The organism is Streptomyces sp. NPDC053069 (genome assembly GCF_044546895.1).
Lineage (GTDB): Bacteria > Actinomycetota > Actinomycetes > Streptomycetales > Streptomycetaceae > Streptomyces.
Genome location: NZ_JBITZN010000009.1, coordinates 268,931 through 290,875, shown reverse-complemented (window position 1 = coordinate 290,875; position 21,945 = coordinate 268,931). Strand labels below are relative to the sequence as shown.

The window sequence follows — 21,945 nt, the reverse complement described above, 5'->3', positions numbered from 1 at the left end:
CCGGTTCACCCGCCGGTACGGGATCGATGGCCCCGGGTCCGTGTGGCCGGGGACATCAAGAACGGTACCGCGTACCTGCCGGTGACTCGACAGGGTTTCGGCACCGTGGACTGCGCTCCTGCCCGGGGGCGAAGCCCCCGGGAACGGCGCGCTGGCCGACAGGACCGCAGTCCCGCCGGCCAGCAGCAAACCGTCGGCCATCAGGCCCGCGGCTTCTCCCGCATCTCGTACGTCGCGATGACGTCGTCCACCTTGATGTCGTTGAAGTTGCCGAGGTTGATACCACCCTCGTAGCCTTCGCGGATCTCGGTGACGTCGTCCTTGAAGCGACGCAGGCCCTCGATGGTGAGGTTCTCCGCGACCACCTTGCCGTCGCGGATGAGGCGGGCCTTGGTGTTGCGCTTGACCTCGCCCGAGCGGATGAGGACACCGGCGATGTTGCCCAGCTTGGACGACTTGAAGACCTCGCGGATCTCCGCCGTACCGAGCTCGACCTCTTCGAACTCCGGCTTGAGCATGCCCTTGAGGGCCGCCTCGATCTCCTCGATCGCCTGGTAGATGACCGAGTAGTACCGGACGTCCACACCCTCGCGCTCGGCCATCTGCGCCGCGCGGCCGGCCGCACGGACGTTGAAGCCGATCACGATGGCGTCGGAGCCCATCGCCAGGTCGATGTCGGACTCCGTGACCGCACCGACGCCGCGGTGCAGGACGCGGATGTCGACCTCTTCGCCGACGTCCAGCTGGAGCAGGGAGGACTCCAGGGCCTCGACGGAACCAGAAGCGTCACCCTTGATGATCAGGTTCAGCTGCTGGACCTCGCCGGCCTTGAGCACCTTGTCCAGGTCCTCCAGGGACACGCGGCGCGTGCGCTTCGCGAAGGCCGCGTTGCGCTCACGGGCGGCACGCTTCTCGGCGATCTGACGGGCCGTACGGTCCTCGTCGACCACCAGGAAGTTGTCACCCGCACCCGGGACGTTGGTCAGGCCCAGGACCTGGACCGGCGTCGACGGGCCGGCCTCGGCGACGTTGTTGCCGTTGTCGTCGAGCATGGCGCGGACTCGGCCGTAGGCGTCGCCCACGACCATCGTGTCGCCGACCCGCAGCGTGCCTCGCTGGACGAGGACCGTCGCCACGGCACCACGGCCGCGGTCGAGACGGGACTCGATGGAGATGCCCTGCGCGTCCTGGTTCGGGTTGGCCCGCAGGTCGAGCGAGGCGTCGGCCGTGAGGATCACGGCCTCCAGCAGCGAGTCGATGTGCAGACCCTGCTTGGCGGAGATGTCGACGAACATGGTGTCGCCGCCGTACTCCTCGGCCACCAGGCCGTACTCGGTCAGCTGACCGCGCACCTTGGTCGGGTCGGCACCCTCGACGTCGATCTTGTTGACCGCGACCACGATCGGCACGTCGGCCGCCTTGGCGTGGTTGAGCGCCTCGACCGTCTGCGGCATGACGCCGTCGTTGGCCGCGACGACCAGGATCGCGATGTCGGTCGACTTCGCACCACGGGCACGCATGGCGGTGAACGCCTCGTGACCCGGGGTGTCGATGAAGGTGATCTTGCGCTCTTCGTCGTTGACCTCGGTCGCGACCTGGTAGGCACCGATGTGCTGGGTGATGCCACCGGCCTCGCCCGCGATGACGTTCGTCTTGCGGATCGCGTCGAGCAGTCGGGTCTTACCGTGGTCGACGTGACCCATGACGGTCACCACCGGCGGACGGACGACCAGGTCCTCCTCGGAGCCCTCGTCCTCGCCGAACTCGATGTCGAAGGACTCGAGCAGCTCGCGGTCCTCCTCCTCCGGGCTGACGATCTGAACCGCGTAGTTCATCTCGTCCGCGAGGAGCTGCAGCGTCTCGTCGGAGACGGACTGCGTCGCGGTGACCATCTCGCCGAGGTTCATCATGACCGCGACGAGGGACGCCGGGTTGGCGTTGATCTTCTCCGCGAAGTCGGTGAGCGACGCGCCGCGGGAGAGACGGATGGTCTCGCCGTTGCCGCGCGGCAGCATCACGCCGCCGACGCTCGGGGCCTGCATGGCCTCGTACTCCTGGCGCCTCTGCCGCTTCGACTTGCGGCCACGGCGCGCGGGACCGCCGGGACGCCCGAAGGCACCCTGCGTGCCACCACGACCGCCCGGACCACCGGGACGACCGCCGAAGCCGGGACGGCCACCGCCGCCACCGCCGGGACCACCCGGACGGCCGGCGAAGCCACCGCCGCCACCGCCACCACCGGGACGGCCGGCGAAGCCGCCGCCGCCACCGCCGCCACCGGGACGGCCGGCGAAGCCGGGACGACCGCCGCCGCCACCGCCGGGACGACCGCCTGCACCGGGACCGCGGCCGCCGGGGCCGCCACCGGGGCGCGGGCCGGCAGCGGGACGCTGCGGCATCATGCCGGGGTTCGGACGCGGACCGGCCGGGCCGGGACGCGGGCCGCCCTGCGGCCGGGGCATGCCGGCCGGCGACGGACGGGGACCACCGGGAGCCTGCGGACGCGGACCGCCGCCCTGCTGGCCGGGAGCCTGCGGACGGGGACCGGCGCCGGGGGCACCCGGGCCGCCCGGACGGGGACCGCCCTGCGGGCGCGGGGCCTGCGGACGGGCCATGCCGGTGGAGCCACCGGAGGTGAAGGGGTTGTTACCCGGACGCGGACCGGCCGGACGGGCACCGGGACGCGGGGCCTGGCCACCGGGGCGCGGGGCACCCTGACCCGGACGGGCCTGCCCCTGGCCGGGAGCCGGACGGCCACCGGGCTTCGGGGCACCCGGACGGGCACCGGGACGCGGACCCTGCGCGGCCGGGGCCTGCGGGGTCTGGGCGGCCGGAGCGGCCGGCGGAGCGGTGAACTCCGGAGCGGCCGGAGCCGGACGCGGCGCGGGCTTCGGGCCGGGAACCGGACGCGGACCCGGCGTCGGCGCGGGCGCCGAGGGGGTCGACGGGGCCGCCGGCTGCTGGGCAGCGGGCGCCGTCGGAGGCTTGGGAGCCGCCGGCCTGGGGGCCGGGGCAGCCGGACGCGCCGCCTGCGCCGGAGAGGGCGCGGCGGGCTTGGGGGAAGCCTTGCGGGGGGCGGCCTTGCCGGCGGACTTGCCGTTGCCACCGCCCTGGAAGGCGTCGGTCAGCTTACGTACAACCGGCGCTTCGATGGTCGAAGACGCCGAACGGACGAATTCACCGAGTTCCTGGAGCTTGGCCATGACGACCTTGCTCTCGACACCGAACTCCTTGGCGAGTTCGTAGACCCGGACCTTAGCCACTTCGCTCCTTTGAGGTCCGGGTTGAAGCCGGACCGTCGCTAGTTCATGGGCGTACTCATCGCGTACTCATCGAGTGCTCATCGCAATCTCGACCTGCTTTCGACTCGCGAGGTACCAGGGCCGCACGGGGTTCCGCGCGGCACGTCTTACCGTGTTGCCTGCTCGACAACTGTTGTCTGCTCGACGTATCGGCGCAACGCCTTTGTGTCGAGCGGCCCCGGGGCGCGCAGTGCCCGCGGGAACGCCCGGCGGCGTACCGCCTGGTCGAGACAGACCAGAGCGGGGTGTACATAGGCACCCCGGCCGGGCAGCGTACCGCGAGGATCGGGGGCGCATGCGTCCTCGATCCTCACGATCCGCAGTAGATCGTTCTTGGCCGCCCGCTCCCGGCACCCCACACAGGTGCGCTCAGGGCATGCTCGGGCGTGCGTCCGGCCAGACACAGTTAAGTCTACCTCCCCGTACCGACCTCACCCGTTTGGGGCAAAGATCGAACGGTTGTTGTCGTGATCTCAGCGACCTGCGGCCGGGATTTATTCCCCGCCTATTCCCCGGCCTGCTCGGTGTCGGGCCGGATGTCGATGCGCCAGCCGGTGAGGCGAGCGGCGAGGCGGGCGTTCTGCCCCTCCTTGCCGATCGCGAGCGACAGCTGGTAGTCCGGCACGGTCACCCGGGCCGAGCGGGAGGCCATGTCGACGACCTCCACCTTGCTCACCCGAGCGGGTGACAGGGCGTTCGCCACCATCTCGGCCGGGTCGTCCGACCAGTCGACGATGTCGATCTTCTCGCCGTTCAGCTCGCCCATCACGTTGCGCACCCGGCCGCCCATCGGGCCGATGCAGGCGCCCTTGGCGTTCAGACCCGAACGGGTGGACCGTACGGCGATCTTGGTGCGGTGACCGGCCTCACGGGCGATCGCGGCGATCTCGACGGATCCGTCGGCGATCTCCGGCACCTCCAGGGCGAAGAGCTTCTTCACCAGGTTCGGGTGGGTACGGGACAGGGTGACCGACGGTCCGCGGACGCCCTTCGCCACCCGGACGACGTACGACCGCAGGCGCATGCCGTGCGGGTAGGTCTCGCCGGGCACCTGCTCCTGCACCGGCAGGATGGCCTCCAGCTTGCCGATGTCGACCAGCACGTTCTTCGGGTCGCGGCCCTGCTGGACCACGCCGGTGACGATGTCGCCCTCGCGCCCGGCGTACTCGCCGAGTGTCGCGTCGTCCTCGGCGTCGCGCAGCCGCTGCAGGATCACCTGCTTGGCGGTGGTGGCGGCGATACGGCCGAAGCCGGTGGGGGTGTCGTCGAACTCGCGGGGCTCCTGGCCCTCCTCGAGGTCCTCGGGGTCCTCCTTCGCCCACACGGTCACATGCCCGGTCTCCCGGTTGAGCTCCACGCGCGCGTGTCGGCGGCTTCCCTCGGTGCGGTGGTAGGCGATGAGGAGGGCCGACTCGATCGCCTCGACCAGCAGGTCGAAGGAGATCTCCTTCTCCCGAACCAAGCCCCGCAGGGCACTCATGTCGATGTCCACGGCTACGCCTCCTCCTCTTCCTTCATGGTGTTCTCGTCCGTCTTGTCGGCCTTGCCGGCCTTGTCGTCGGTCTTGTCCTTGCGGTTGAACTCGACCTGCACGCGCGCCTTGTCGATCTCCGGGAAGCCGAGTCTGCGGGTGGTCGCCTTGCGGCCCTTGACCCCGGGGACCTCGACGTCGAGACCGTCCTCGTCGACCGCCAGGATCCGGGCGACCAGCTCGCCGCCCTCGGTGAGCTGGAACTTCACGAGCCGGTCGGTGGCGCGCACGAAGTGCCGGTGCTCGGTGAGGAGGCGCTCCGCGCCGGGGGTTCCGACCTCCAGGTCGTACGCCGCGTCGCCCATCGCGTTGGTCTCGTCGAGCTTCGCCGAGAGCGCACGGCTCACATCGGCGATGGCGTCCAGATCCGCTCCGGTGTCGGAGTCCACGACCACGCGCAGCACCCGCTTGCGCCCGACGGAGTCCACGGCGATCTCTTCGAGATCCAGTCCCTGGGAGGTGACGAGCGGTTCCAGCAGCTCTCGCAGCCTCTCGCTCTGGGTGGTGCTCATCCGGGTGACTCCTCGGCCGCGTGTGCTGTTGTGGGATGGGTCGCGTGTCTGGTCAAAGGGTATCCGGTCGCGGGGGGTGTTGCTGTCCCCTCCGGGGGTGGGGCGGGGCGCCTTCGAGCTCGGGTGGCTGTGGTGACGGGCTGAGCCGGTGACATGAAGCGAGGGAGTGCACGGGTACCGTGATCACGGCGGGCCGCGCTCCCGCCCGTGTGTTCGTACGAGCCCCCCGAGGACGTCAGCCGTGCCGTACCCGCCACCCCTGCGCGCCCCCTCGGGGCCGCGCAGAAGATCCCTGCTCACCTCGGCCGCCGGCGCCGCGCTGCTGGCGGGCTGTTCGGCCGACCCGGACTCCGCCGGCAGCGGCGGCCCGTCTGCGACGGCACGGGCACGCGCGCGTGCCGCGCGGGACAGCCGGGCACTCCTGGAGCGGTACGACGCCGTCCTCGCCGCGCATCCCGGGCTCGCCGACCGGCTGCGCCCGCTGCGCGCCCAGGTCGCCGCCCACGCCGCGGCCTTCACGGACGGTGCGACGCCCACGACGGCGACCCCGGCATCCCCCTCCCCCGCCCCCGTGCCGGCCGCCGAGAAGGACGCGCTGGCCGGGCTGGCCGCCGCCGAGCGCGCCCTCGCCGACCAGCGTGCGAAGGAGCTGCTGGAGGTGCCGGGCGAGCCTGCGCGGCTGCTGGCGTCGGTGGCGGCGGCGGGCGCCGCGCACGCGTACCTGCTGACCGAGGCGGCGAAGTGAGCGGCAGGGCGAGGGACGACGCGAGGGCCGCCGAGCTGACCGCACTGCAGGCGTCGCTGGCGGCGGAGCACGCGGCGGTGTACGGGTACGGCGTCGTCGGCGGCCGGATCGGCGCGGCGCGCCGGGCCGAGGCGCGGGCGGCGTACGACGCCCACCGGGCGCGTCGGGACGCGCTGATCCTGGAGGTCCGGGACCTGGGCGGCCAGCCGGTCGCCGCGAACGCCGCGTACGCGCTGCCGTTCCCGGTGCCGGACTCGGTCGCGGCCGTACGGCTCGCCGCCCGGCTGGAGGAGCGGGTGGCCGGCGTGTACGCGGACCTGGTGCGGGCGGCGACGGGCGCGCGGCGCGGTGCGGCCGCCGCGGCGCTGCGGGAGGCCGCGGTGCGCGCGGTGCGCTGGAGCGGGGAGAGCGTAGCCTTCCCTGGGCTCGCCGAGCGGGCCGGCGAGGGGACGGGCGCGGCCGGCGCGGCCCCGTCGGCCTCCGCCTCGGTGGCACCGTCACGGTGACCCGGTGAGTGCCCGTACGACAGGAGCCGGACTGGAAGGGAACGACTCGCGCATGGCTTTCGAACCGCCGCCGCGCCTGGTACGGGCGCTCGGTGAGACGGCACCGGCCGGGGACGCCTGGCTGGCGGAGCTGCCCGCGATCGCGGAACGGGCCGTCGCCAGGGGCGACTTGACCGTGGAGCGGATCCAGCTGCCGGGCGGGCGCAGCAGCCTGGTGGTGCTGGTGCGGCGGGCGGACGGCACCCCGGCCGTGCTGAAGCTCGCCCCGCCGAGGGCCCGCCTGGAGAGCGAGCGGGCGGCGCTGGCGCACTGGGGCGGACGGGGTGCCGTACAGCTGCTGGAGACCGGTGCCGAGGACGGTGTGCTGCTGCTGGAGCGGCTGCATCCGGATGTGTCGGTGCGGTCGCTGCCGGAGGCGAAGGCGCTGCTGGAGGCGGCGGGGACGCTGCGGCGGCTCTGGGTCGAGCCGCCGGCCGGTCATGCCTTCGAGACCGTCGCCGAGCGCACCGGGCGGCAGGCGACGGCGATGCGGGCGGGTGCGGACGCCGACCCCGAGGTGGCACCGCTGGTCGACGCGGCGCTCACGGCTCGCGAGGAGCTGCTGGCCGTGCCGCTCGATCAGCGGCTGCTGCACGGCACGTTCCGGCAGAGCAAGGTGCTCGCCGGGGAGCGGATGCCGTGGCTCGCGGTGGGGCCGGATCCGGTGGTCGGTGAGTGTGCGTTCGATCTGGCGCGGCTGGTGCGGGACCGGGTGGAGGATCTGATCGCGGCGCCGTCCGGAGCGGCCGTCGTCCGGCGTCGGGTGAAGCGGCTCGCGGAGTCGCTGGAGGTGGACCAGGAGCGCCTGCGGGGCTGGACGCTGTTCCGGGCGGTGGAGTCCGGGGTGCGTGCGCTTCGGGTGGGGCGGCCGAAGGACGCCGAACTCCTGCTGGAGTTCGCGGGCTGGCTGTAGGCATGAGTAGGCGTACTCATGCACCTGGGTAGCCGGACCCGTGCCGGCTGGGCAGGGCACCGGACAGACTCACCGCATGCGAACAACATGGCACGGGGGCCTGCTGATGGCCATGGCCGGGCTGCTGGTCGCGGGCTGCTCCGCCGCGGAGCCGGACGACGGCGAACGCCACCGTCTGGCGGCGTCTGCGGCGGCGCAGCGGCAGCGGGCAGGCGAGGAACGGGCCCTTCGCAAGCGGGTGGCGGACTTCGCGGCGCTGCCCTCGCTGGAGCCCGTGCTGCTGCGGTTCAGCGACTTCTGCTTCGGTCCTCGGCAGCCGGATCTGTTCGACCAGTCCGAGGACCCCGACGTGGTGCACTGCCGGATGGACGCCGTCGCCCACTACGGGGGCGTCCCGCGGGGTGACGCCGGTCCTTCGGGACATCGGGCGGGCGCACCTCGGCGACTGGGGCGGCTTGCCGGACGGGGTTCCGGACACCGGCGGGCGCGGCGGGCTCCGGTACGCCCTGGAGTACCAGCGCGCCAAGGGCCGGGGGGCCGACGGACGGCTCATGTCCGAGCCCGACCTCGAGGATTCGTCGCTCACCGTCGAGTGGGACGACCCGTGGGACCGGAGGGAGCGCGTTCAGGAGCCCGTGCCGTGCCCCTCGCCCGCCCCGGACGGGCGGTGCCGGCTGGAGCCCGGTGGCACCACCGTCGCCCGGGCACGCGCCCGCTACGGCACCGTCTTCTCGGTCACCTTCACGAGCCGGGAGTACTGGACGCTCTCCCGCAAGGAGTGGCGGCGGTCCCACACGTGACCGCCGCCCTCACCGTCGTCAGGCCGTCAGGCGGGCGATCGCGTCCTCGACGGACAGTTCCTCGCGCTCGCCGGTCCTGCGGTCCTTCAGCTCCAGGACGCCCTCGGCGGAGCGGCGGCCGGCGACCAGGATCTGGGGGACGCCGATCAGCTCGGCGTCGGTGAACTTCACGCCCGGGGAGACCCCGGCCCGGTCGTCCACCAGGACCCGGGCACCGGCGGCGGCCAGCTTCTCGGCGACGTCGAGGGCCAGCTCGGTCTGCAGGGCCTTGCCGGCGGCGACGACGTGCACGTCGGCCGGGGCGATCTCCTTGGGCCACACCAGGCCCTTGTCGTCGGCGCTCTGCTCGGCGATGGCCGCGACCGCGCGGGAGACGCCGATGCCGTAGGAGCCCATGGTGACGCGGACCGGCTTGCCGTTCTGGCCGAGGACGTCCAGCTTGAGGGCGTCGGTGTACTTGCGGCCCAGCTGGAAGATGTGGCCGATCTCGATGGCGCGGTCCAGCTTCAGGCCGGTGCCGCACTTGGGGCAGGGGTCGCCCTCCTGGACCACGACGACGTCCACGTACGCGTCGACCTCGAAGTCACGGCCGGCGACGACGTTCCTGGCGTGCGTGTGCTCCTTGTTGGCGCCGGTGATCCAGGCGGTGCCGGGGGCCACGCGCGGGTCGGCGATGTACGTCACCTTCTCGCCCAGGCCCTGCGGGCCGACGTAGCCGCGGACCAGGTCGGGGCGGCCGGTGAAGTCCGCCTCGGTGACCATCTCGACGACGGCCGGGGCGAAGTGCGCCTCGACCTTGTCCAGGTCCACCTCGCGGTCGCCGGGCACGCCGACGGCGACGATCTCGCCGTCCACCTTGACCAGCAGGTTCTTCAGCGTGGCGGAGGCCGGGACGCCGAGGGAGGCGGCCAGGGTCTCGATGGTGGGGGTGTCGGGGGTCGGGATCTCCTCCAGGGCCGGGACGGCCGAGCCGTCCACCGGCTGGAGCGGGTAGGTGATCGCCTCGGTGTTGGCGGCGAAGTCGCAGTTCGGGCAGTCGGCGAAGGTGTCCTCGCCGGCCTCGGCGGGGGCGAGGAACTCCTCCGACTTCGAGCCGCCCATGGCGCCGGCGGTGGCCGCGCAGATGCGGTAGTCCAGGCCGAGGCGCTCGAAGACGCGCTGGTAGGCCTGGCGGTGCAGGGCGTAGGACTGGGCGAGGCCCTCGTCCTCCAGGTCGAAGGAGTACGAGTCCTTCATCAGGAACTCGCGGCCGCGCAGGATGCCGGCGCGGGGGCGGGCCTCGTCCCGGAACTTGGTCTGGATCTGGTAGAGGATCACCGGCATGTCCTTGTAGGACGTGCACTGGTCCTTGACCAGGAGGGTGAAGATCTCCTCGTGGGTGGGGCCGAGGAGGTAGTCGCCGCCCTTGCGGTCCTTGAGCCGGAACAGCTCCTGGCCGTACTCGTCCCAGCGGCCGGTCGCCTCGTAGGGCTCACGGGGCAGCAGGGCGGGGAGGGTGACCTCCTGGGCGCCGATGGCGTCCATCTCCTCGCGGACGATCCGCTCGACGTTGGAGAGGACCTTCTTGCCGAGCGGCAGCCAGCTCCAGATGCCGGCGGCCGTGCGGCGGACGTAACCGGCGCGGACGAGGAGCTTGTGGCTGAGGACCTCGGCGTCCGCCGGGTCGTCGCGCAGCGTCTTCGCCATCAACTGGGACATGCGCTGGACCGGTGCGTTCGCCATGGTTCTCGTACTCCTGCCGGGTAAGGGTGATGGCATAGGAGGTTAGCCGGGCCGACTGTGCCGGTGGAAATCGGATATGACCCCGGCTTTGTCTGCGTTTATCTGCGCCGCAGCGGCAGGGGGGCGCCCATCACCACGTACGGCCGTGGCGCGCTCGGGAAGTGGACCTGGCGGGCGAGGTCCGTGTAGCCGAGGGAGTAGTAGAGGCCGCGGGCCGGGCTGTCGGTGTCGATCGCGGAGAGGATCGAGCGGGGTTCGGTGGCGGTGTCGGTGATCGTGGTGATCAGGCGGCGGCCGATGCCGCGGTTCTGGTGGTCGGGGTGGACGTGCAGCTCCGTGATCACAAAGGAGTCGTCCAGCCAGAAATCGTTTCCGCCCGCGCGGAGGTAGGGCTCCACGACGGTGGACCACCAGTGGGTGCGGGAGTTCGGCATGCCGTAGACGAACCCCACGAGGTGACCGCCCACGGTGGCTCCGAGGGCCCTCGCGCCCTGGTACTGCATGTGGCGCTGGACGATCTGACGGCGTACGGCGACTTCGTCGGGGCCGAGGCCGAAGGCGACGGCCTGGACGGCGAGGGCCTCGTCGACGTGGGCTGCGAGGTCCAGGGGGCCGATCACGAGGTCCATGACGGGAGCGTACAGGGGTGTACAGGGCTTCAGAACAGCACGCTCATGAAGGCGCCGACCTCCTGGAAGCCCACCCTGCGGTACGTCCTTCTCGCCGCCGTGTTGAAGTCGTTCACGTACAGGCTGACGACCGGGGCCACGTCGGCGAGCGCATACCGCAGGACGGCCGCCATGCCGGGGGCGGCGAGCCCCCTCCCCCGGTACTCGGGGGCCACCCACACACCCTGGATCTGGCAGGCCTGGCGGGTCGCCGCGCCGATCTCCGCCTTGAAGACGACCTTGCCGTGCTCGTCCAGGCGTGCGAAGGAGCGGCCGGCGCCGACCAGTTCGGCGACGCGGGCCTGGTACAGCAGCCCACCGTCACCCGCCATCGGCGACACGCCGACCTCTTCGGTGAACATCGCCACGCACGCCGGCATGATCGTCTCCATCTCGTCCTTGCGGACGCGGCGGACGTAGGGGTCCGGGGCGATGTCGGCGGGCATGCGGTCGGTGACCATCAGGGGCTGGTGGGCGCGGACCTCGCGGGCGGGGCCCCAGTGGGGCTCCAGCAGGCGCCACAGCGCGGTGGTGGGTTCGGCGGGGCCGACGATCGAGGAGCAGCGCCGGCCGGTTCTTCTCGCCCGGTCCGCGAAGGCGCGTACGGCGCGCGGGGTGGCGCAGACCGGGACCAGGTTGGCGCCCGCGTAGCACAGTGACGTGAGCATGCCGTCCTCGTACCAGCCCCACATCTCGCCGCCCAGGCGCCACGGGTCCAGCCCGGCGACCTGGACCCGGGCGGCCACGAAGGCGTTCGCCACCGGCTCGCGGTCGAGGACGGCGAGCGCGGCGTCGAGGTCACTCGGTTCGAGCACCCGAGAGGTGGTCTGGGTCAACACGTACGGGGCCTCACCCTGGGGTTCTGCTGGTCTCGGAACTGTACCCCGAGGGCTTGCGGAACGCTTCCGGGTGAGAACGGCTGCGGCGCCGGGCCGGTGCAGGTCCCGGCCGGCCGCGGGCATCCGGCGAGCGCGTCCTCGCCCGTCTCGCACAAGGGTGGATCTTCCAAGCTCGGCCGGAGGGTCACCGCCGACCACGCCGTCGAGACCGCCCGGCGATCAGGGTGCCGCCCGAGGAGCAAGCCCCCCAGTTCCGAGCCTTCTTCCCCTTGCCGTGCGCTGACGCGTCGGCAGTTGGTCAAGAACGTAAATAAGTTGGCCATAAGATGGCGCCTCCCCAACTCGTTTGAACTAAGGAAACAGATGGGCAGACAGATACGGCGCTTGGCGGCACTCCTCGCCCCTCTCGCCCTCGGTGCGGCAGTGCTCGCTCCGGCCACCGCTCAGGCGGAGACCGTCGTCTCCGGGAACTACACCGCGGTGTTCAACTACCCCACGCCCACGACGTACGACTCCTCGATCAACACCTCGGTCGGTGACCTGATCGATCTCGCGGCGCCCAACTCGACGCTGTACATGGGCATGTACTGGTTCAACAGCTCGACTCTGCAGGCGAAGCTCTCCGCCGCCCAGAGCCGCGGCGTCACGCTGCGCATCATCTCCGAGTCGGCGAACCGGCCCAGCAGCAACCTGGACGGTCTGACGCTGACGGGCAACTCCAGCCTCACCTGGTGCTCCCGCGGCTGCCTGGGCAACGGCTCGGGCGACACGAACGCGATCGACCACGACAAGTACATCGTGTTCGACGCGCTCACCGACGGACGCACGAACGTCGTCTGGCAGAGCTCGCAGAACCTCGCGGGCGGTCAGGACGGCGAGATCAACAACGCGGTCGTCGTGTCCAACAACGCGACCCTCGCCTCCCGGTACCGCGCGCACTTCAACGACCAGATCAAGCATGCCGGCGACAGCCTGCACACGACGTACAACTACACCACGGGCGACCCGAGTTCTCCCGTCGAGGCGTTCTTCTTCCCCCGCGACACCGCCTCGGACGCCACTCACTACGGCAACGCCGACATCCTCGCCTCGTTCATCGACAAGGTCGACTGCTCGATCGACGGAAAGATCAGGATCTCGGCGGCCGAGCTCGACCAGCGGTCCACCCGCCCGGCCGTCTACGACGCCCTGCAGGCCAAGCGGTCCCAGGGGTGCAGCGTCGACGCGAACATCCGCGATCTCAGCAACGGCGGCGGCAACAACGGCGTCAACGACCTGACCGCCCTCGACATCGCGGCCTACGGCAACCGCCCCGGCGGGTGCCGCTACAAGTCCTCGGCGACCGCCTCCTGCAACCACGGCACCACCCACTCCAAGTACCTGCTGACGGAGTGGACGAAAGCCGACGGCAGCAAGGTCCAGCATGTGTACACGGGCTCCCACAACTGGACCTCGGGCTCGCTGAAGACGAACGACGAGACGCTGCTGCGTATCGACGACCCGGCGGTCTACCAGGCCTACGTCGCCAACTTCACCAAGGTGCACTCGGGCGCCGTCGACATCGACGCCTCGAAGTACGGCTCGACGTCCCAGCACTACTCGCGGGTCAACGTGCAGGCCGACGGCGACCAGCACTACAGCGCCATCGCCTCCGGCGGCACCTCGTCCGTCTACACCGCCGTGGTGTACGAGCAGGGCGACCGGCACGACTCCTCGGACACCGAGCTGGGCACCGACGTGTACATCCGCATGTACAAGGACGGCGTCGCGCTGTGGAACGAGAAGCTGCTGAGCAACAGCGGCACCGCCGGCAACACGACCTGGTCGCACCAGAAGCCCGACGTCGGCGTGGACGACCAGGGCAACGCGATCGTCGCGTGGGCCAAGGACGACGACGGCAACAAGTTCGCCGACATCGCGGTGGTCAAGGTGGCCCCCGACGGCACGGTGACCGCGCTGCCGCGCCCGCACGCCTCCGGCAGCGGGGACCAGCTGCGGCCGACGGTCGCGGTGGCCGGCGACGGCTCCTACACCGTCGCCTGGGAGAGCACGGCCGACGGCTCCACGCTCAACCAGATCTACGCGAGCAGCTGGTCCGGGACCGGTGCGCTGCGCTACCAGGACGTCCAGGTCAGCACGATCAACTCGGGTGCAGCCGGGTCGAACCGCCGCCCCGACGCGGCGATCGACGACGCCGGTAACACCGCGATCGTCTGGGAAGAGGACGCGGACGGCAACGGCGGCATCAACATCGGTCTCGCGAAGCTGAACGCCTCCGGCGGCTTCGCCGTGGCCCGCAAGGTGGCCAACTCCCTCACCGACGGGCAGCAGACCGTTCCCGCGGTGGCGTCGGCCGGCGACGGCCGGTTCGTCGTGGCGTGGACGGACGAGTACACCACTGGCACCGGCACGCTGGTGCGGCCGCAGCGGATCTACGACCGCGTCTTCTCCGCGACCGGCAGCGCCGCGGCGGCCGAGCAGCGGACCACCGAGGACGCCACCAGCAGCGGCCCGTACGTCGACAGCGAGCGGCCGATCTCCGACCAGGACACCGCCGATGTCGCGGTCGCCGACGACGGCAGCTTCGTCGTCGCGTGGAAGGAGGCCTTCGACGTGAACGTCGGCGGGACCCTGTACGCGGGCAAGGACGACGTGTGGGCCCGCGGCTTCAACGCCGACGGCACGACCACCGGTCGGCTCCCCGCCTACCGGATGAACGTGGTGACCGGCGGCGGCCAGGGCGGCCCGGCCGTGACCCTCGCCTCCACCGGCCGGCTCGCGCTGACGTACTCGGACGACTACGACGGCAACGGCTTCAATGAGATGCGCCTGCGGGACGCGTTCAGCAACTCCTGAGCGCCCGAGGGCGGCACCCTGCAAGGGGTACCGCCCTCGGTAGCTGCACTCCTCCGCGCATGGATTTCAGACTTCGTTCACATACGCCGACAGTTTTGAGACGAATGCAGTGGCTGCGACGGCTCGGATGCGAGTCCCGGACGAGATGACGTTGACAAGGATGCCCTTGCCGTCACCTTCCCCGCCGAGAGAAACATCTGCCGCGATGTGAGTTCCGAAGCCCTCCAGAGTGACCGTTTCGAGGCCGCTCAGGGAAAGCTCAAGCTGCACCGTGTTGAAACCCTGCGCGGTCCACTTGCGCGGAGGCCGGTCCGGGTAACGCGGGAGATCCAAGCGCAGCCGCAGCGTCGGTCCGTCCTCCTGCAGAGCCACCTCGTGCAGATGAACACCGACGAGATTCGGGGGGACGCCTTCATAAAGAGAGGCAATTCCCTCCGGATTGCGCAGCAGCGAGGTCCATGACATGTCGACTCACTCTTCACTGAAACAGTAGACGTGACCGTCCGATCCTCCTCTGACGGCCGCCTCGATATCGCCAAGCGCGGCGAACCGGGAGCGCACGGGCCGGCGTACATCCCGCGCCCGGCCTAGACGGAGTAGGGGTAAACCTCGATCCGGGGTGTCGTGAATTCGATGAAGTCACCGACTCCCGGCCTGCGGGCCTGATCGGGCTGCGTGGAGTTCAAGGGGTCCGCGAACTCCACGAGAACGATGTCGGCGCCGACCCGGACAGCCGTCACGGAGTCCTCGTCCACAGCGGCCACGGCACCCCTGATCCGGACCGGGGATCCCGGTGCGTCCGATGCCACCACGGCCGGTCCGTCGACGACGGCCCACTGGGCGATCTCATCCGGAATCTCGATCTCGACATCCACAGGCGTGCCCACCCGTGGCATCTCGGACCCACACCACTGGGCCCATGCTCGTCCGCAGGCGCTGCTGAAGGCGACCATGGGTCCTTTCTCGGTCTCCCCGCCGGGTGAAAAGTTCAGAATCTCAATGTGCACTACTTCAGCCCCAGTGGTACTCGAACCATGGTGTTGTCCACAATCCACGTGTTGGTAGGCGCTTCGAACGTCCAGGTTTCCATATGGAAGTGGAATTTCGTCGGCTTGCTGTTCATTTCGTGTGGTCCCAGTCGAATGCTGCGCCGACCGTCGGCGGAGACCAGACGATCCGGATCCGGTAGTCCAGTGCGCGGGTGGACGTTCGTATAGGGGCCGTCGCCCAAAAACTTCTCCCACTCGTCCAACACCTGGTGCGGCTTGAGGGGTTTGGGTGCGACGACCTCCGGGGTCTGGACAACTTGTTGTTGCGGAGGGTAGGGCGCGAGCCCGAAGGGGTCCGACCAGGTGTGTGGATTGTCGACGTACGCAGAGGGATTGGGCGCCGGTGCGAGACCGAGGGGGTCGGGGCTGAGATACCGGGCGGCTTCGGCGTCGTAGTGGCGGAAGTAGTTGTAGTGGAGGCCGGTCTCGGGGTCGTAGTACTGGCCCGGGAAGCGCAGGGGTGTGTAGGTCGTGCTGTTTGCCGCCCATGCCGTGGTGCCCCAGAGGGTGCTGCGGGTGCGCCAGGCGATGTCGCCGTGTTCGTCTATGAGTTCGTTGGGGGTGCCGACGAGGTCGGTGACTATCGCGAAGAAACGGGAGTCGATCTCGTCCTGGGGTGCATCGGCCGCGGTGATGCGTTCCGTCTGGGCCAGGGGGCGCAGGCCTTCGTGGTCCCAGGTGAGGGTGACCGGGTTGGGGAGGGCAGGAGAGGTGGTCGTCTGCTCGCAGAGAGTGGTGCCGTCCCAGGTGAAGTCCACCCGTTCCAAGACCGTTTCGCCGTCTTCCGCCAGGCGGAGTTTCGCGGTGCGGCGGCCCAGGGGGTCGTAGGTGTAGCGCCAGCGGGTGCCGTCCGGCGTGGTCACCGAGGTGAGGCGGTCTTCGGCGTCCCATTCGTAGTGCCAGGTGTCCGGCTTTCTGGACAGGCGGGTCTTCTGGCGGAGGGTGATGCGGCCGAGGGCGTCGTGTTCGTAGCGGACGTTGCCGGCTCGGGTGATCCGGGTGCCCGTGTAGGTGCGGGGGCCGGTTGCCTCCGCGCCCGGGTGGTTCGCCGGCCAGACGGCCTCTGTCTGGTTGCCCGCCTGGTCGTAGGCGTAGCGTTCCGTCCAGCCCGCCGCGTGGACCGCCGTCACCCGGCCCGTCGCGTCCAGGTCGAAGCGGCGGGTGCCGGAGAGGTGGTCCGCTACGGCGGTCAGATTGCCGTCGGCGCGGTAGGTGTACGCCCGGCTCTGCAGCGTGCGGCCCTCTGCACCGGTCACCGACTGGGTGGTCAGGCGGCCGAGCGGGTCGAAGGTGTGCTGCAGGGTGATCGTTTCGGCTATGTGGCGGGTCAGTTCGCGGCCCGCCTCGTCGTAGGCGAAGTCGATCGTGCGGCCGTTGGTGGTCAGCCGGGTGCGGTTGCCCGCCGCGTCGTACGACCACGTGGAAACGGCACCGGTGGGTGTCGTGCGGCCGGTGCGGCGGCCCAGGGAGTCGTAGGCGTACGTCAGCGTGCGGCCGTCGACCGTTTCCGAGTGCAGGCGGCCGTAGCGGTCGCGCAGCAGTGTCAGGGTCGTGCCGTCCGGGCCCGTGGCCTGGGCCAGCTGGTCGGTGAAGTCGTAGGCGTACGTGGTGACGGCGCCCGCGGCGTTCTTCGCGGTGATCCGCCCCAGCGCGTCACGCTCGAAGGACGTCACCTCACCGAGGGCGTTCCGGCATGAGGTCAGGTGGCCCGCCGGGTCGTACTCGTACGTCAGCGTGCGGTCGTCGAAGTCCGTCTCCGACAGCAGGCGGCCTGCGGGGTCGTAGGCGTACTCCCACGTCAGGCCCTGCGGGTTCGTGACCTTCGTCAGGTGCAGTTCGGTGTCGTGGGCGAATTCGTAGCGGACGCCGTCCGGGCCCGTGCGGGCCGACAGGAGGTCGAAGTGGGTGTACTCGAAGTGGGTGACGCCGCCCAGGGGGTCGGTGTGGCTGGTGCAGTTGCCCTCGCCGTCGTACGTCCAGCTCTCCGTCGTGCCGTCGGGGGCCGTGCGGCGGGCCAGGTGGCCTTCCACCGTCCATTCCAGGTGGGTTGTCGCGCCGGTCGGGTCCGTGATCGCGACCGGACGGCCGAAGGCGTCCCTGTTGTAGCGGGTGACCGCGCCCAGGGGGTCGGTGACCTCGACGGGGAGGCCCGCGCGGTTGCAGATCACCGTCGTCGTGTTGCCCAGCGGGTCCGTCACCGAGGTCAGGTGACCGGCCTGCGAGTAGGTGAAGCGGGTGGCCTGGGACGCGGGGTCCGTCACCGATGTGCGGTTGCCCCGCTCGTCGTAGGTACGGCGGTGGGTGTTTCCGTCCGTGCCGGTCACCTTCACCGGCAGGCCCAGGTCGTTGTACTCCGCCCTCGCCTCACGGCCGTCCGGGCGGATGACCGAGACGAGGTTGCCCTCGTCGTCGTAGCGGAACGTCGTCGTGTGGCCCAGGGGGTCGGTGTGCGACAGCAGGCGGTTGTAGCGGTCGCGGGTGAAGTGGGTGGCCGCGCCCAGGGGGTCGATCTCGGTGACGACCTGGCTGTTGGCGTTGATGAGGTAGCGGCGGGTGTGGCCCTCGCCCGTCACCGTGGTGGTGATCCGGTGGCCGGTCGCCGGGTCCGTGTCGTCGTACGACAGGCGCAGGGCCATGTGGCCGTGTGAGCCGCTCTCGGCGATGCAGCGGTCCCGGTCGTCGTACTCGTAGGTGTAACTGCGGTCGTTCGTGTCCGTCCAGGACACCACCCGGCCGCGGTCGTCGTAGCCGAAGCGCAACGGGAGACCCGAGGCATTGAAGACCTCTGTCAGGTGGCCCTCGGCGGAGTAGCCGTAGCGCTTGATCTCGACATCGGTGCCGTCCGGGGCCGCGCCCGCCAGATGCAGGGCCGTGATCCGGTCACCCGCTGTCGTGATCTTCAGGCGGTAGCCGGCGGAGGAGGCGATCGCGAGCGGGGTGCCGTCGGTGTCGTACTCGAAGGTCAGCCAGTTGCCATTGCGGTCGTCCATCTGCTCCAGGACCGCCCTCGTCCCGGACTGGTCGGCGAAGTGCCGGACCCGCCCGGTGCGGGGATCGCTGATCGTGTAGCCGCCGTCCACCCTGTGCAGGGGCCAGCGGTTGCTGCCGTGTGTGGGGAGCGACGGGGCGCCCGGCTGCGGGTGGGGATAGGTGAGGAGGCGGCCGTCCTCCGTGACGAAGATGATTCCCTCGGCGTCGATCGCCAGGTGCTGGTCGACGGTGGAGGACCAGGACGGGCCGAACCAGTGGCCCAGGTGGTAGCCGGACTCCACGCGGCGGGTGAAGGTCAGCGGGAGAGTGCCGGGGAGTACGACATCCGTCTGCGGCAGGTACATCTTGCCGGTGACCAGGTCGACCGGGTCGGTGTTGTCGTCCTGGACCTTGTTCTTCGGGTTCTCCGCCACGCCCTCCGGGTCCTCGCCCGCGGCCCGGCGGGCGTCGCCTGCCGCGGCCCGCTCACCCGCGCTCAGGTCGGAGCCGAGGCCGTCGAGTTCGCTGGGCAGGGCGCGGGCGCCGGGGATGGAGATGCCGTCGAAGAGGGCGCGGAAGCCGCCCGCCTCGCCCGCCGCCTTGGCGAGGGCTCCCCCGCCGCCGAACATGCCGCCGAACACCATGCCGGTCGTCGCCGCGTCGCTCGCCTCGTCCAGGCTGAAGCCCTTGCTCTCGCCGGTGGCGATGGCGACCGGCTGGGTGACGGCCAGGTCGACGGCGACCGACTCGACACCGCCGAACGCGGCCGTGGCCAGGGTGGTGCCCGCGATCGTGGCGACCTCGGCGGAGACCTCGATACCCAGCGTCCCGGCGAGTTCCACGATGCTCGCCGTGGCCGCCGCCGCCGCGCCTTCGGAGATACCGGCCGTGAAGATGGCGAGCGCGGTGCCCGCGACGATGGTCGCGCCGACGATCTCCAGCTCGTGTTCCAGCTTCTTGACCGCCTTGTGCACGACGTCGGCGTACTTGTCGAGCGCCTTGGCCATGCCCCGGGCGGCGTCGGCCATGTCCTTGAGCCAGCCATGGCCGTTGTAGTAGTAGCGGCGCCAGTACGGGTCGTCGAAGGCGGAGATCGCCTCGCCCTTGTTGTTGTCGATGATGCCGCGGGCCGACTTGTTCGCCGCGGACAGTACGTCTTCGATGTCGTCGGCGAACTGCCGCCAGGCCTTCGCCGCGTCCCGCAGTCCGTCCTCGTCGGCGTCCGGCCACCACATGCCGGTGAGGTCCTGGACGATCTGCTTCGCCTTGTCGGCCGCGCTCACTTCGGCTGGCCCCCGCCCTCGCCGTGGCCGTCGTGCTTCACCTGGATCCGGCTGAACATCGAGCGGACGAGCTGCTCGTTGTCGATGTGGCCGTCCGCCATGTCGGTCATCGCCTGCTCGATGCTGGCGAGTCCCTGAGCGAGGATGGTCGCGGCCTTCTCGATCTTCGTGACGTTCGGGCCGTAGACCTTGTGGAACTCCTTGCCCTGCTTGTCGTCGCCCCACGGCGAACCGGCCGCCGCGAGCGCCGTCTTGAGCTTGGTGAGCGCCTTGGTGAGATCAGTGCTGTGCGTGTGGAAATGCGGAGCCGTCTGCTTCAGATCGGCCATCTTGATGTCGAGTATCTTGCCGTCGCCGCCGCTGCCGCCCTGGTCACCCATGGTGCCGCGCTCCTCCCCGTCAGTCTGCTCACCAGCCCGAAGACCCTAGTGGGCAGGACGAGTTCGCAATCGGAAGCCGAACCAAAGGGACGGTAAAGTTCCGTTCAGGATTGCGCAATCCTGAGGAACGTCTGCTCGGACTCCCCCTCCGCCTCCGGCACTTCTTGCTCTGCCTGTACTTCCTCGCTCACGTACACCCCCAATGCCCTCGCGCCACCGTCGGTCACGGCGCGCCCGCGTACAGCGGCACCCCACACTCGTACAACGCATGGACAGTCATGGTGCTGCCGCTGTTCAGCGTTACTGAGCGTGCGGAGGCGTAAGCGGCAGGAAGCCAGAAATCTCCACCCGCGAGTTCGCCATGCGCTTCACCTCCACCCCCCGCGGCGCACGCCTCACCCGGCGGCTCGTCTCGCACCGGCTGGACGAATCCGTCTGGGCGGAGGTGCACGTGAGTCCCGCCACCAAACGGTGACGGGACTCACAGGACAGTGTCGAAGGGATCAGCCCGCGACCGACACCGACGGCTCGCCCGACTCCACGCCCTCGTCCTGCATCTGCTCGGCCAGCTTCATGGCCTCCTCGATGAGGGTCTCGACGATCTTGGACTCGGGGACCGTCTTGATGACCTCGCCCTTGACGAAGATCTGGCCCTTGCCGTTGCCGGAGGCGACGCCGAGGTCGGCCTCGCGGGCCTCGCCGGGGCCGTTGACGACGCAGCCCATGACGGCCACGCGGAGGGGTACGTCCATGCCCGTCAGGCCCGCGGTGACCTCCTCCGCCAGCTTGTAGACATCGACCTGGGCGCGACCGCAGGACGGGCAGGAGACGATCTCCAGGCCGCGCTGGCGCAGGCCCAGCGACTGGAGGATCTGGAGGCCGACCTTGACCTCCTCGGCGGGGGGCGCTGACAGGGACACGCGGATCGTGTCGCCGATGCCCTGGCTCAGCAGCGCGCCGAACGCCACCGCCGACTTGATCGTGCCCTGGAAGGCGGGACCGGCCTCCGTCACACCGAGGTGGAGCGGGTAGTCGCACTGCGCCGCGAGCTGCTTGTACGCCTCGATCATGATCACCGGGTCGTTGTGCTTCACCGAGATCTTGATGTCGCGGAAGTCGTGCTCCTCGAAGAGGGACGCCTCCCACAGGGCCGACTCGACCAGGGCCTCGGGGGTCGCCTTGCCGTACTTCTGGAGGAGGCGCCTGTCCAGGGAGCCCGCGTTGACGCCGATGCGGATCGGGGTGCCGTGGTCCTTGGCGGCCTTGGCGATCTCCCTGACCTTGTCGTCGAACTGCTTGATGTTGCCGGGGTTGACGCGGACGGCGGCGCAGCCGGCCTCGATGGCGGCGAAGACGTACTTGGGCTGGAAGTGGATGTCCGCGATGACCGGGATCTGGGACTTGCGCGCGATGGTCGCGAGGGCGTCGGCGTCGTCCTGGGTGGGACAGGCCACACGGACGATCTGGCAGCCGGAGGCGGTCAGCTCGGCGATCTGCTGGAGGGTGGCGCCGATGTCGGACGTACGGGTCGTGGTCATCGACTGGACCGAGACGGGCGCGTCTCCGCCGACCGCCACGCTTCCGACCTGGATCTGCCGGCTCTTCCGGCGCTCGGCAAGCTTGGTCGGAACGGACGGCATGCCGAGAGAAATCGCAGTCATCTGCTGTGCAACCCCAAGTCGTTGATCAAGGTCCGGGCCCGTCAGCAGCGGGCTCCGGGCTTCGAGATTACGGCACGGACGTGAACGGAGGCACGTGGCGTCCCAGCAGTCCACCCGATGGCGTCGCGTCACAGGGGGCCTGGCATGGTGCGAGGCCCGGAGGAGCAGG

Annotated in this window: 17 protein-coding genes and 1 pseudogene; 6 read left to right on the top strand and 12 right to left on the bottom strand. The window is 70.4% G+C overall.

Going from position 1 to position 21,945, the window contains the following annotated elements; translation table 11 throughout:
• Positions 1 to 200 precede the first annotated feature (200 nt).
• From infB to rimP, 4 genes are all read right to left on the bottom strand, one after another.
• A complete protein-coding gene (gene infB, locus ACIGXP_RS22995; protein ID WP_399770980.1) occupies positions 201 to 3,263 on the bottom strand; it encodes a translation initiation factor IF-2 in 3,063 nt (1,020 codons plus the stop codon).
• A gap of 146 nt (positions 3,264 to 3,409) precedes the next feature.
• A complete protein-coding gene (locus tag ACIGXP_RS22990) occupies positions 3,410 to 3,706 on the bottom strand; it encodes a YlxR family protein (RefSeq protein WP_363217625.1) in 297 nt (98 codons plus the stop codon).
• A 101-nt stretch (positions 3,707 to 3,807) separates the two neighbouring features.
• Positions 3,808 to 4,794 (bottom strand): transcription termination factor NusA, encoded by a 987-nt coding sequence (nusA, locus tag ACIGXP_RS22985; protein ID WP_363217624.1) that lies wholly within the window; start codon positions 4,792 to 4,794, stop codon positions 3,808 to 3,810.
• Positions 4,795 to 4,796: 2 nt separating this feature from the next.
• A complete protein-coding gene (gene rimP / locus ACIGXP_RS22980) occupies positions 4,797 to 5,345 on the bottom strand; it encodes a ribosome maturation factor RimP (RefSeq protein ID WP_363217623.1) in 549 nt (182 codons plus the stop codon).
• Positions 5,346 to 5,586: 241 nt separating this feature from the next.
• Between rimP and ACIGXP_RS22975 the strand changes: the two genes are divergently transcribed.
• From ACIGXP_RS22975 to ACIGXP_RS22960, 4 genes are all read left to right on the top strand, one after another.
• On the top strand, positions 5,587 to 6,090 hold the full coding sequence (locus tag ACIGXP_RS22975) for a hypothetical protein (protein ID WP_399770975.1): 504 nt from the start codon (positions 5,587 to 5,589) through the stop codon (positions 6,088 to 6,090).
• Positions 6,087 to 6,596, top strand: a complete 510-nt coding sequence (locus ACIGXP_RS22970; protein WP_399770973.1) for a ferritin-like domain-containing protein — start codon at positions 6,087 to 6,089, stop codon at positions 6,594 to 6,596. Before ACIGXP_RS22975 ends, ACIGXP_RS22970 begins: the two co-directional genes overlap by 4 nt.
• Positions 6,597 to 6,648: 52 nt before the next feature.
• Complete coding sequence (locus ACIGXP_RS22965) at positions 6,649 to 7,548, top strand: aminoglycoside phosphotransferase family protein (protein WP_399770970.1); 900 nt, start codon at positions 6,649 to 6,651, stop codon at positions 7,546 to 7,548.
• 401 nt (positions 7,549 to 7,949) lie between these two features.
• Positions 7,950 to 8,348, top strand: coding sequence for a hypothetical protein (locus ACIGXP_RS22960; RefSeq protein WP_399770968.1), 399 nt, complete (start codon positions 7,950 to 7,952; stop codon positions 8,346 to 8,348).
• An 18-nt stretch (positions 8,349 to 8,366) separates the two neighbouring features.
• On the opposite strand, the gene ACIGXP_RS22955 is transcribed toward ACIGXP_RS22960, so the two are convergent.
• From ACIGXP_RS22955 to ACIGXP_RS22945, 3 genes are all read right to left on the bottom strand, one after another.
• A complete protein-coding gene (locus ACIGXP_RS22955; protein WP_399770966.1) occupies positions 8,367 to 10,070 on the bottom strand; it encodes a proline--tRNA ligase in 1,704 nt (567 codons plus the stop codon).
• 98 nt (positions 10,071 to 10,168) lie between these two features.
• Positions 10,169 to 10,699: a GNAT family N-acetyltransferase gene (locus tag ACIGXP_RS22950; RefSeq protein ID WP_363217617.1), complete on the bottom strand. Its 531-nt coding sequence runs from the start codon at positions 10,697 to 10,699 to the stop codon at positions 10,169 to 10,171.
• 29 nt (positions 10,700 to 10,728) lie between these two features.
• The gene (locus ACIGXP_RS22945) at positions 10,729 to 11,577 is read right to left on the bottom strand and encodes a GNAT family N-acetyltransferase (protein ID WP_363217616.1); all 849 of its coding nucleotides are present in this window, start codon (positions 11,575 to 11,577) and stop codon (positions 10,729 to 10,731) included.
• Positions 11,578 to 11,940: 363 nt separating this feature from the next.
• Here ACIGXP_RS22945 and ACIGXP_RS22940 point away from each other — a divergent pair, with 363 nt between their 5' ends.
• Positions 11,941 to 14,433, top strand: a complete 2,493-nt coding sequence (locus tag ACIGXP_RS22940) for a phosphatidylserine/phosphatidylglycerophosphate/cardiolipin synthase family protein (protein WP_399770962.1) — start codon at positions 11,941 to 11,943, stop codon at positions 14,431 to 14,433.
• Between the two features lie 66 nt (positions 14,434 to 14,499).
• Here ACIGXP_RS22940 and ACIGXP_RS22935 read toward each other — a convergent pair whose 3' ends face one another.
• The 4 genes from ACIGXP_RS22935 to ACIGXP_RS22920 form a co-directional block, all read right to left on the bottom strand.
• On the bottom strand, positions 14,500 to 14,898 hold the full coding sequence (locus ACIGXP_RS22935; protein ID WP_399770960.1) for an Imm50 family immunity protein: 399 nt from the start codon (positions 14,896 to 14,898) through the stop codon (positions 14,500 to 14,502).
• Positions 14,899 to 15,020: 122 nt separating this feature from the next.
• Entirely contained in the window at positions 15,021 to 15,320 is a 300-nt protein-coding gene (locus tag ACIGXP_RS22930; protein WP_399770958.1) for a hypothetical protein, read from the bottom strand.
• A gap of 119 nt (positions 15,321 to 15,439) precedes the next feature.
• On the bottom strand, positions 15,440 to 19,735 hold the full coding sequence (locus ACIGXP_RS22925; RefSeq protein WP_399770956.1) for a DUF6531 domain-containing protein: 4,296 nt from the start codon (positions 19,733 to 19,735) through the stop codon (positions 15,440 to 15,442).
• Positions 19,732 to 20,115 carry a hypothetical protein gene (locus tag ACIGXP_RS22920; protein ID WP_363217611.1) on the bottom strand — a complete coding sequence of 128 codons (384 nt, stop codon included), beginning with the start codon at positions 20,113 to 20,115 and terminating at the stop codon, positions 19,732 to 19,734. The genes ACIGXP_RS22925 and ACIGXP_RS22920 overlap by 4 nt, the downstream gene beginning before the upstream one ends.
• A gap of 361 nt (positions 20,116 to 20,476) precedes the next feature.
• Here ACIGXP_RS22920 and ACIGXP_RS22915 point away from each other — a divergent pair.
• Positions 20,477 to 20,545 (top strand): annotated as a pseudogene (locus ACIGXP_RS22915) (ATP-binding protein); the annotation flags it as partial.
• Between the two features lie 73 nt (positions 20,546 to 20,618).
• On the opposite strand, the gene ispG reads toward ACIGXP_RS22915, so the two are convergent.
• On the bottom strand, positions 20,619 to 21,776 hold the full coding sequence (gene ispG / locus ACIGXP_RS22910; RefSeq protein WP_363217610.1) for a flavodoxin-dependent (E)-4-hydroxy-3-methylbut-2-enyl-diphosphate synthase: 1,158 nt from the start codon (positions 21,774 to 21,776) through the stop codon (positions 20,619 to 20,621).
• Between the last annotated feature and the right edge of the window lie 169 nt (positions 21,777 to 21,945).

Bases quoted from the DNA above. Each gene is read 5' to 3' on its own strand.
- ACIGXP_RS22965 (WP_399770970.1), top strand. From the start codon at position 6,649: ATGGCTTTCGAACCGCCGCCGCGCCTGGTACGGGCGCTCGGTGAGACG.
- ispG (WP_363217610.1), bottom strand. From the start codon at position 21,776: ATGACTGCGATTTCTCTCGGCATGCCGTCCGTTCCGACCAAGCTTGCC.
- ACIGXP_RS22935 (WP_399770960.1), bottom strand. From the start codon at position 14,898: ATGTCATGGACCTCGCTGCTGCGCAATCCGGAGGGAATTGCCTCTCTT.
- rimP (WP_363217623.1), bottom strand. From the start codon at position 5,345: ATGAGCACCACCCAGAGCGAGAGGCTGCGAGAGCTGCTGGAACCGCTC.
- ACIGXP_RS22955 (WP_399770966.1), bottom strand. From the start codon at position 10,070: ATGGCGAACGCACCGGTCCAGCGCATGTCCCAGTTGATGGCGAAGACG.
- ACIGXP_RS22950 (WP_363217617.1), bottom strand. From the start codon at position 10,699: ATGGACCTCGTGATCGGCCCCCTGGACCTCGCAGCCCACGTCGACGAG.
- ACIGXP_RS22940 (WP_399770962.1), top strand. From the start codon at position 11,941: ATGGGCAGACAGATACGGCGCTTGGCGGCACTCCTCGCCCCTCTCGCC.
- ACIGXP_RS22920 (WP_363217611.1), bottom strand. From the start codon at position 20,115: ATGGGTGACCAGGGCGGCAGCGGCGGCGACGGCAAGATACTCGACATC.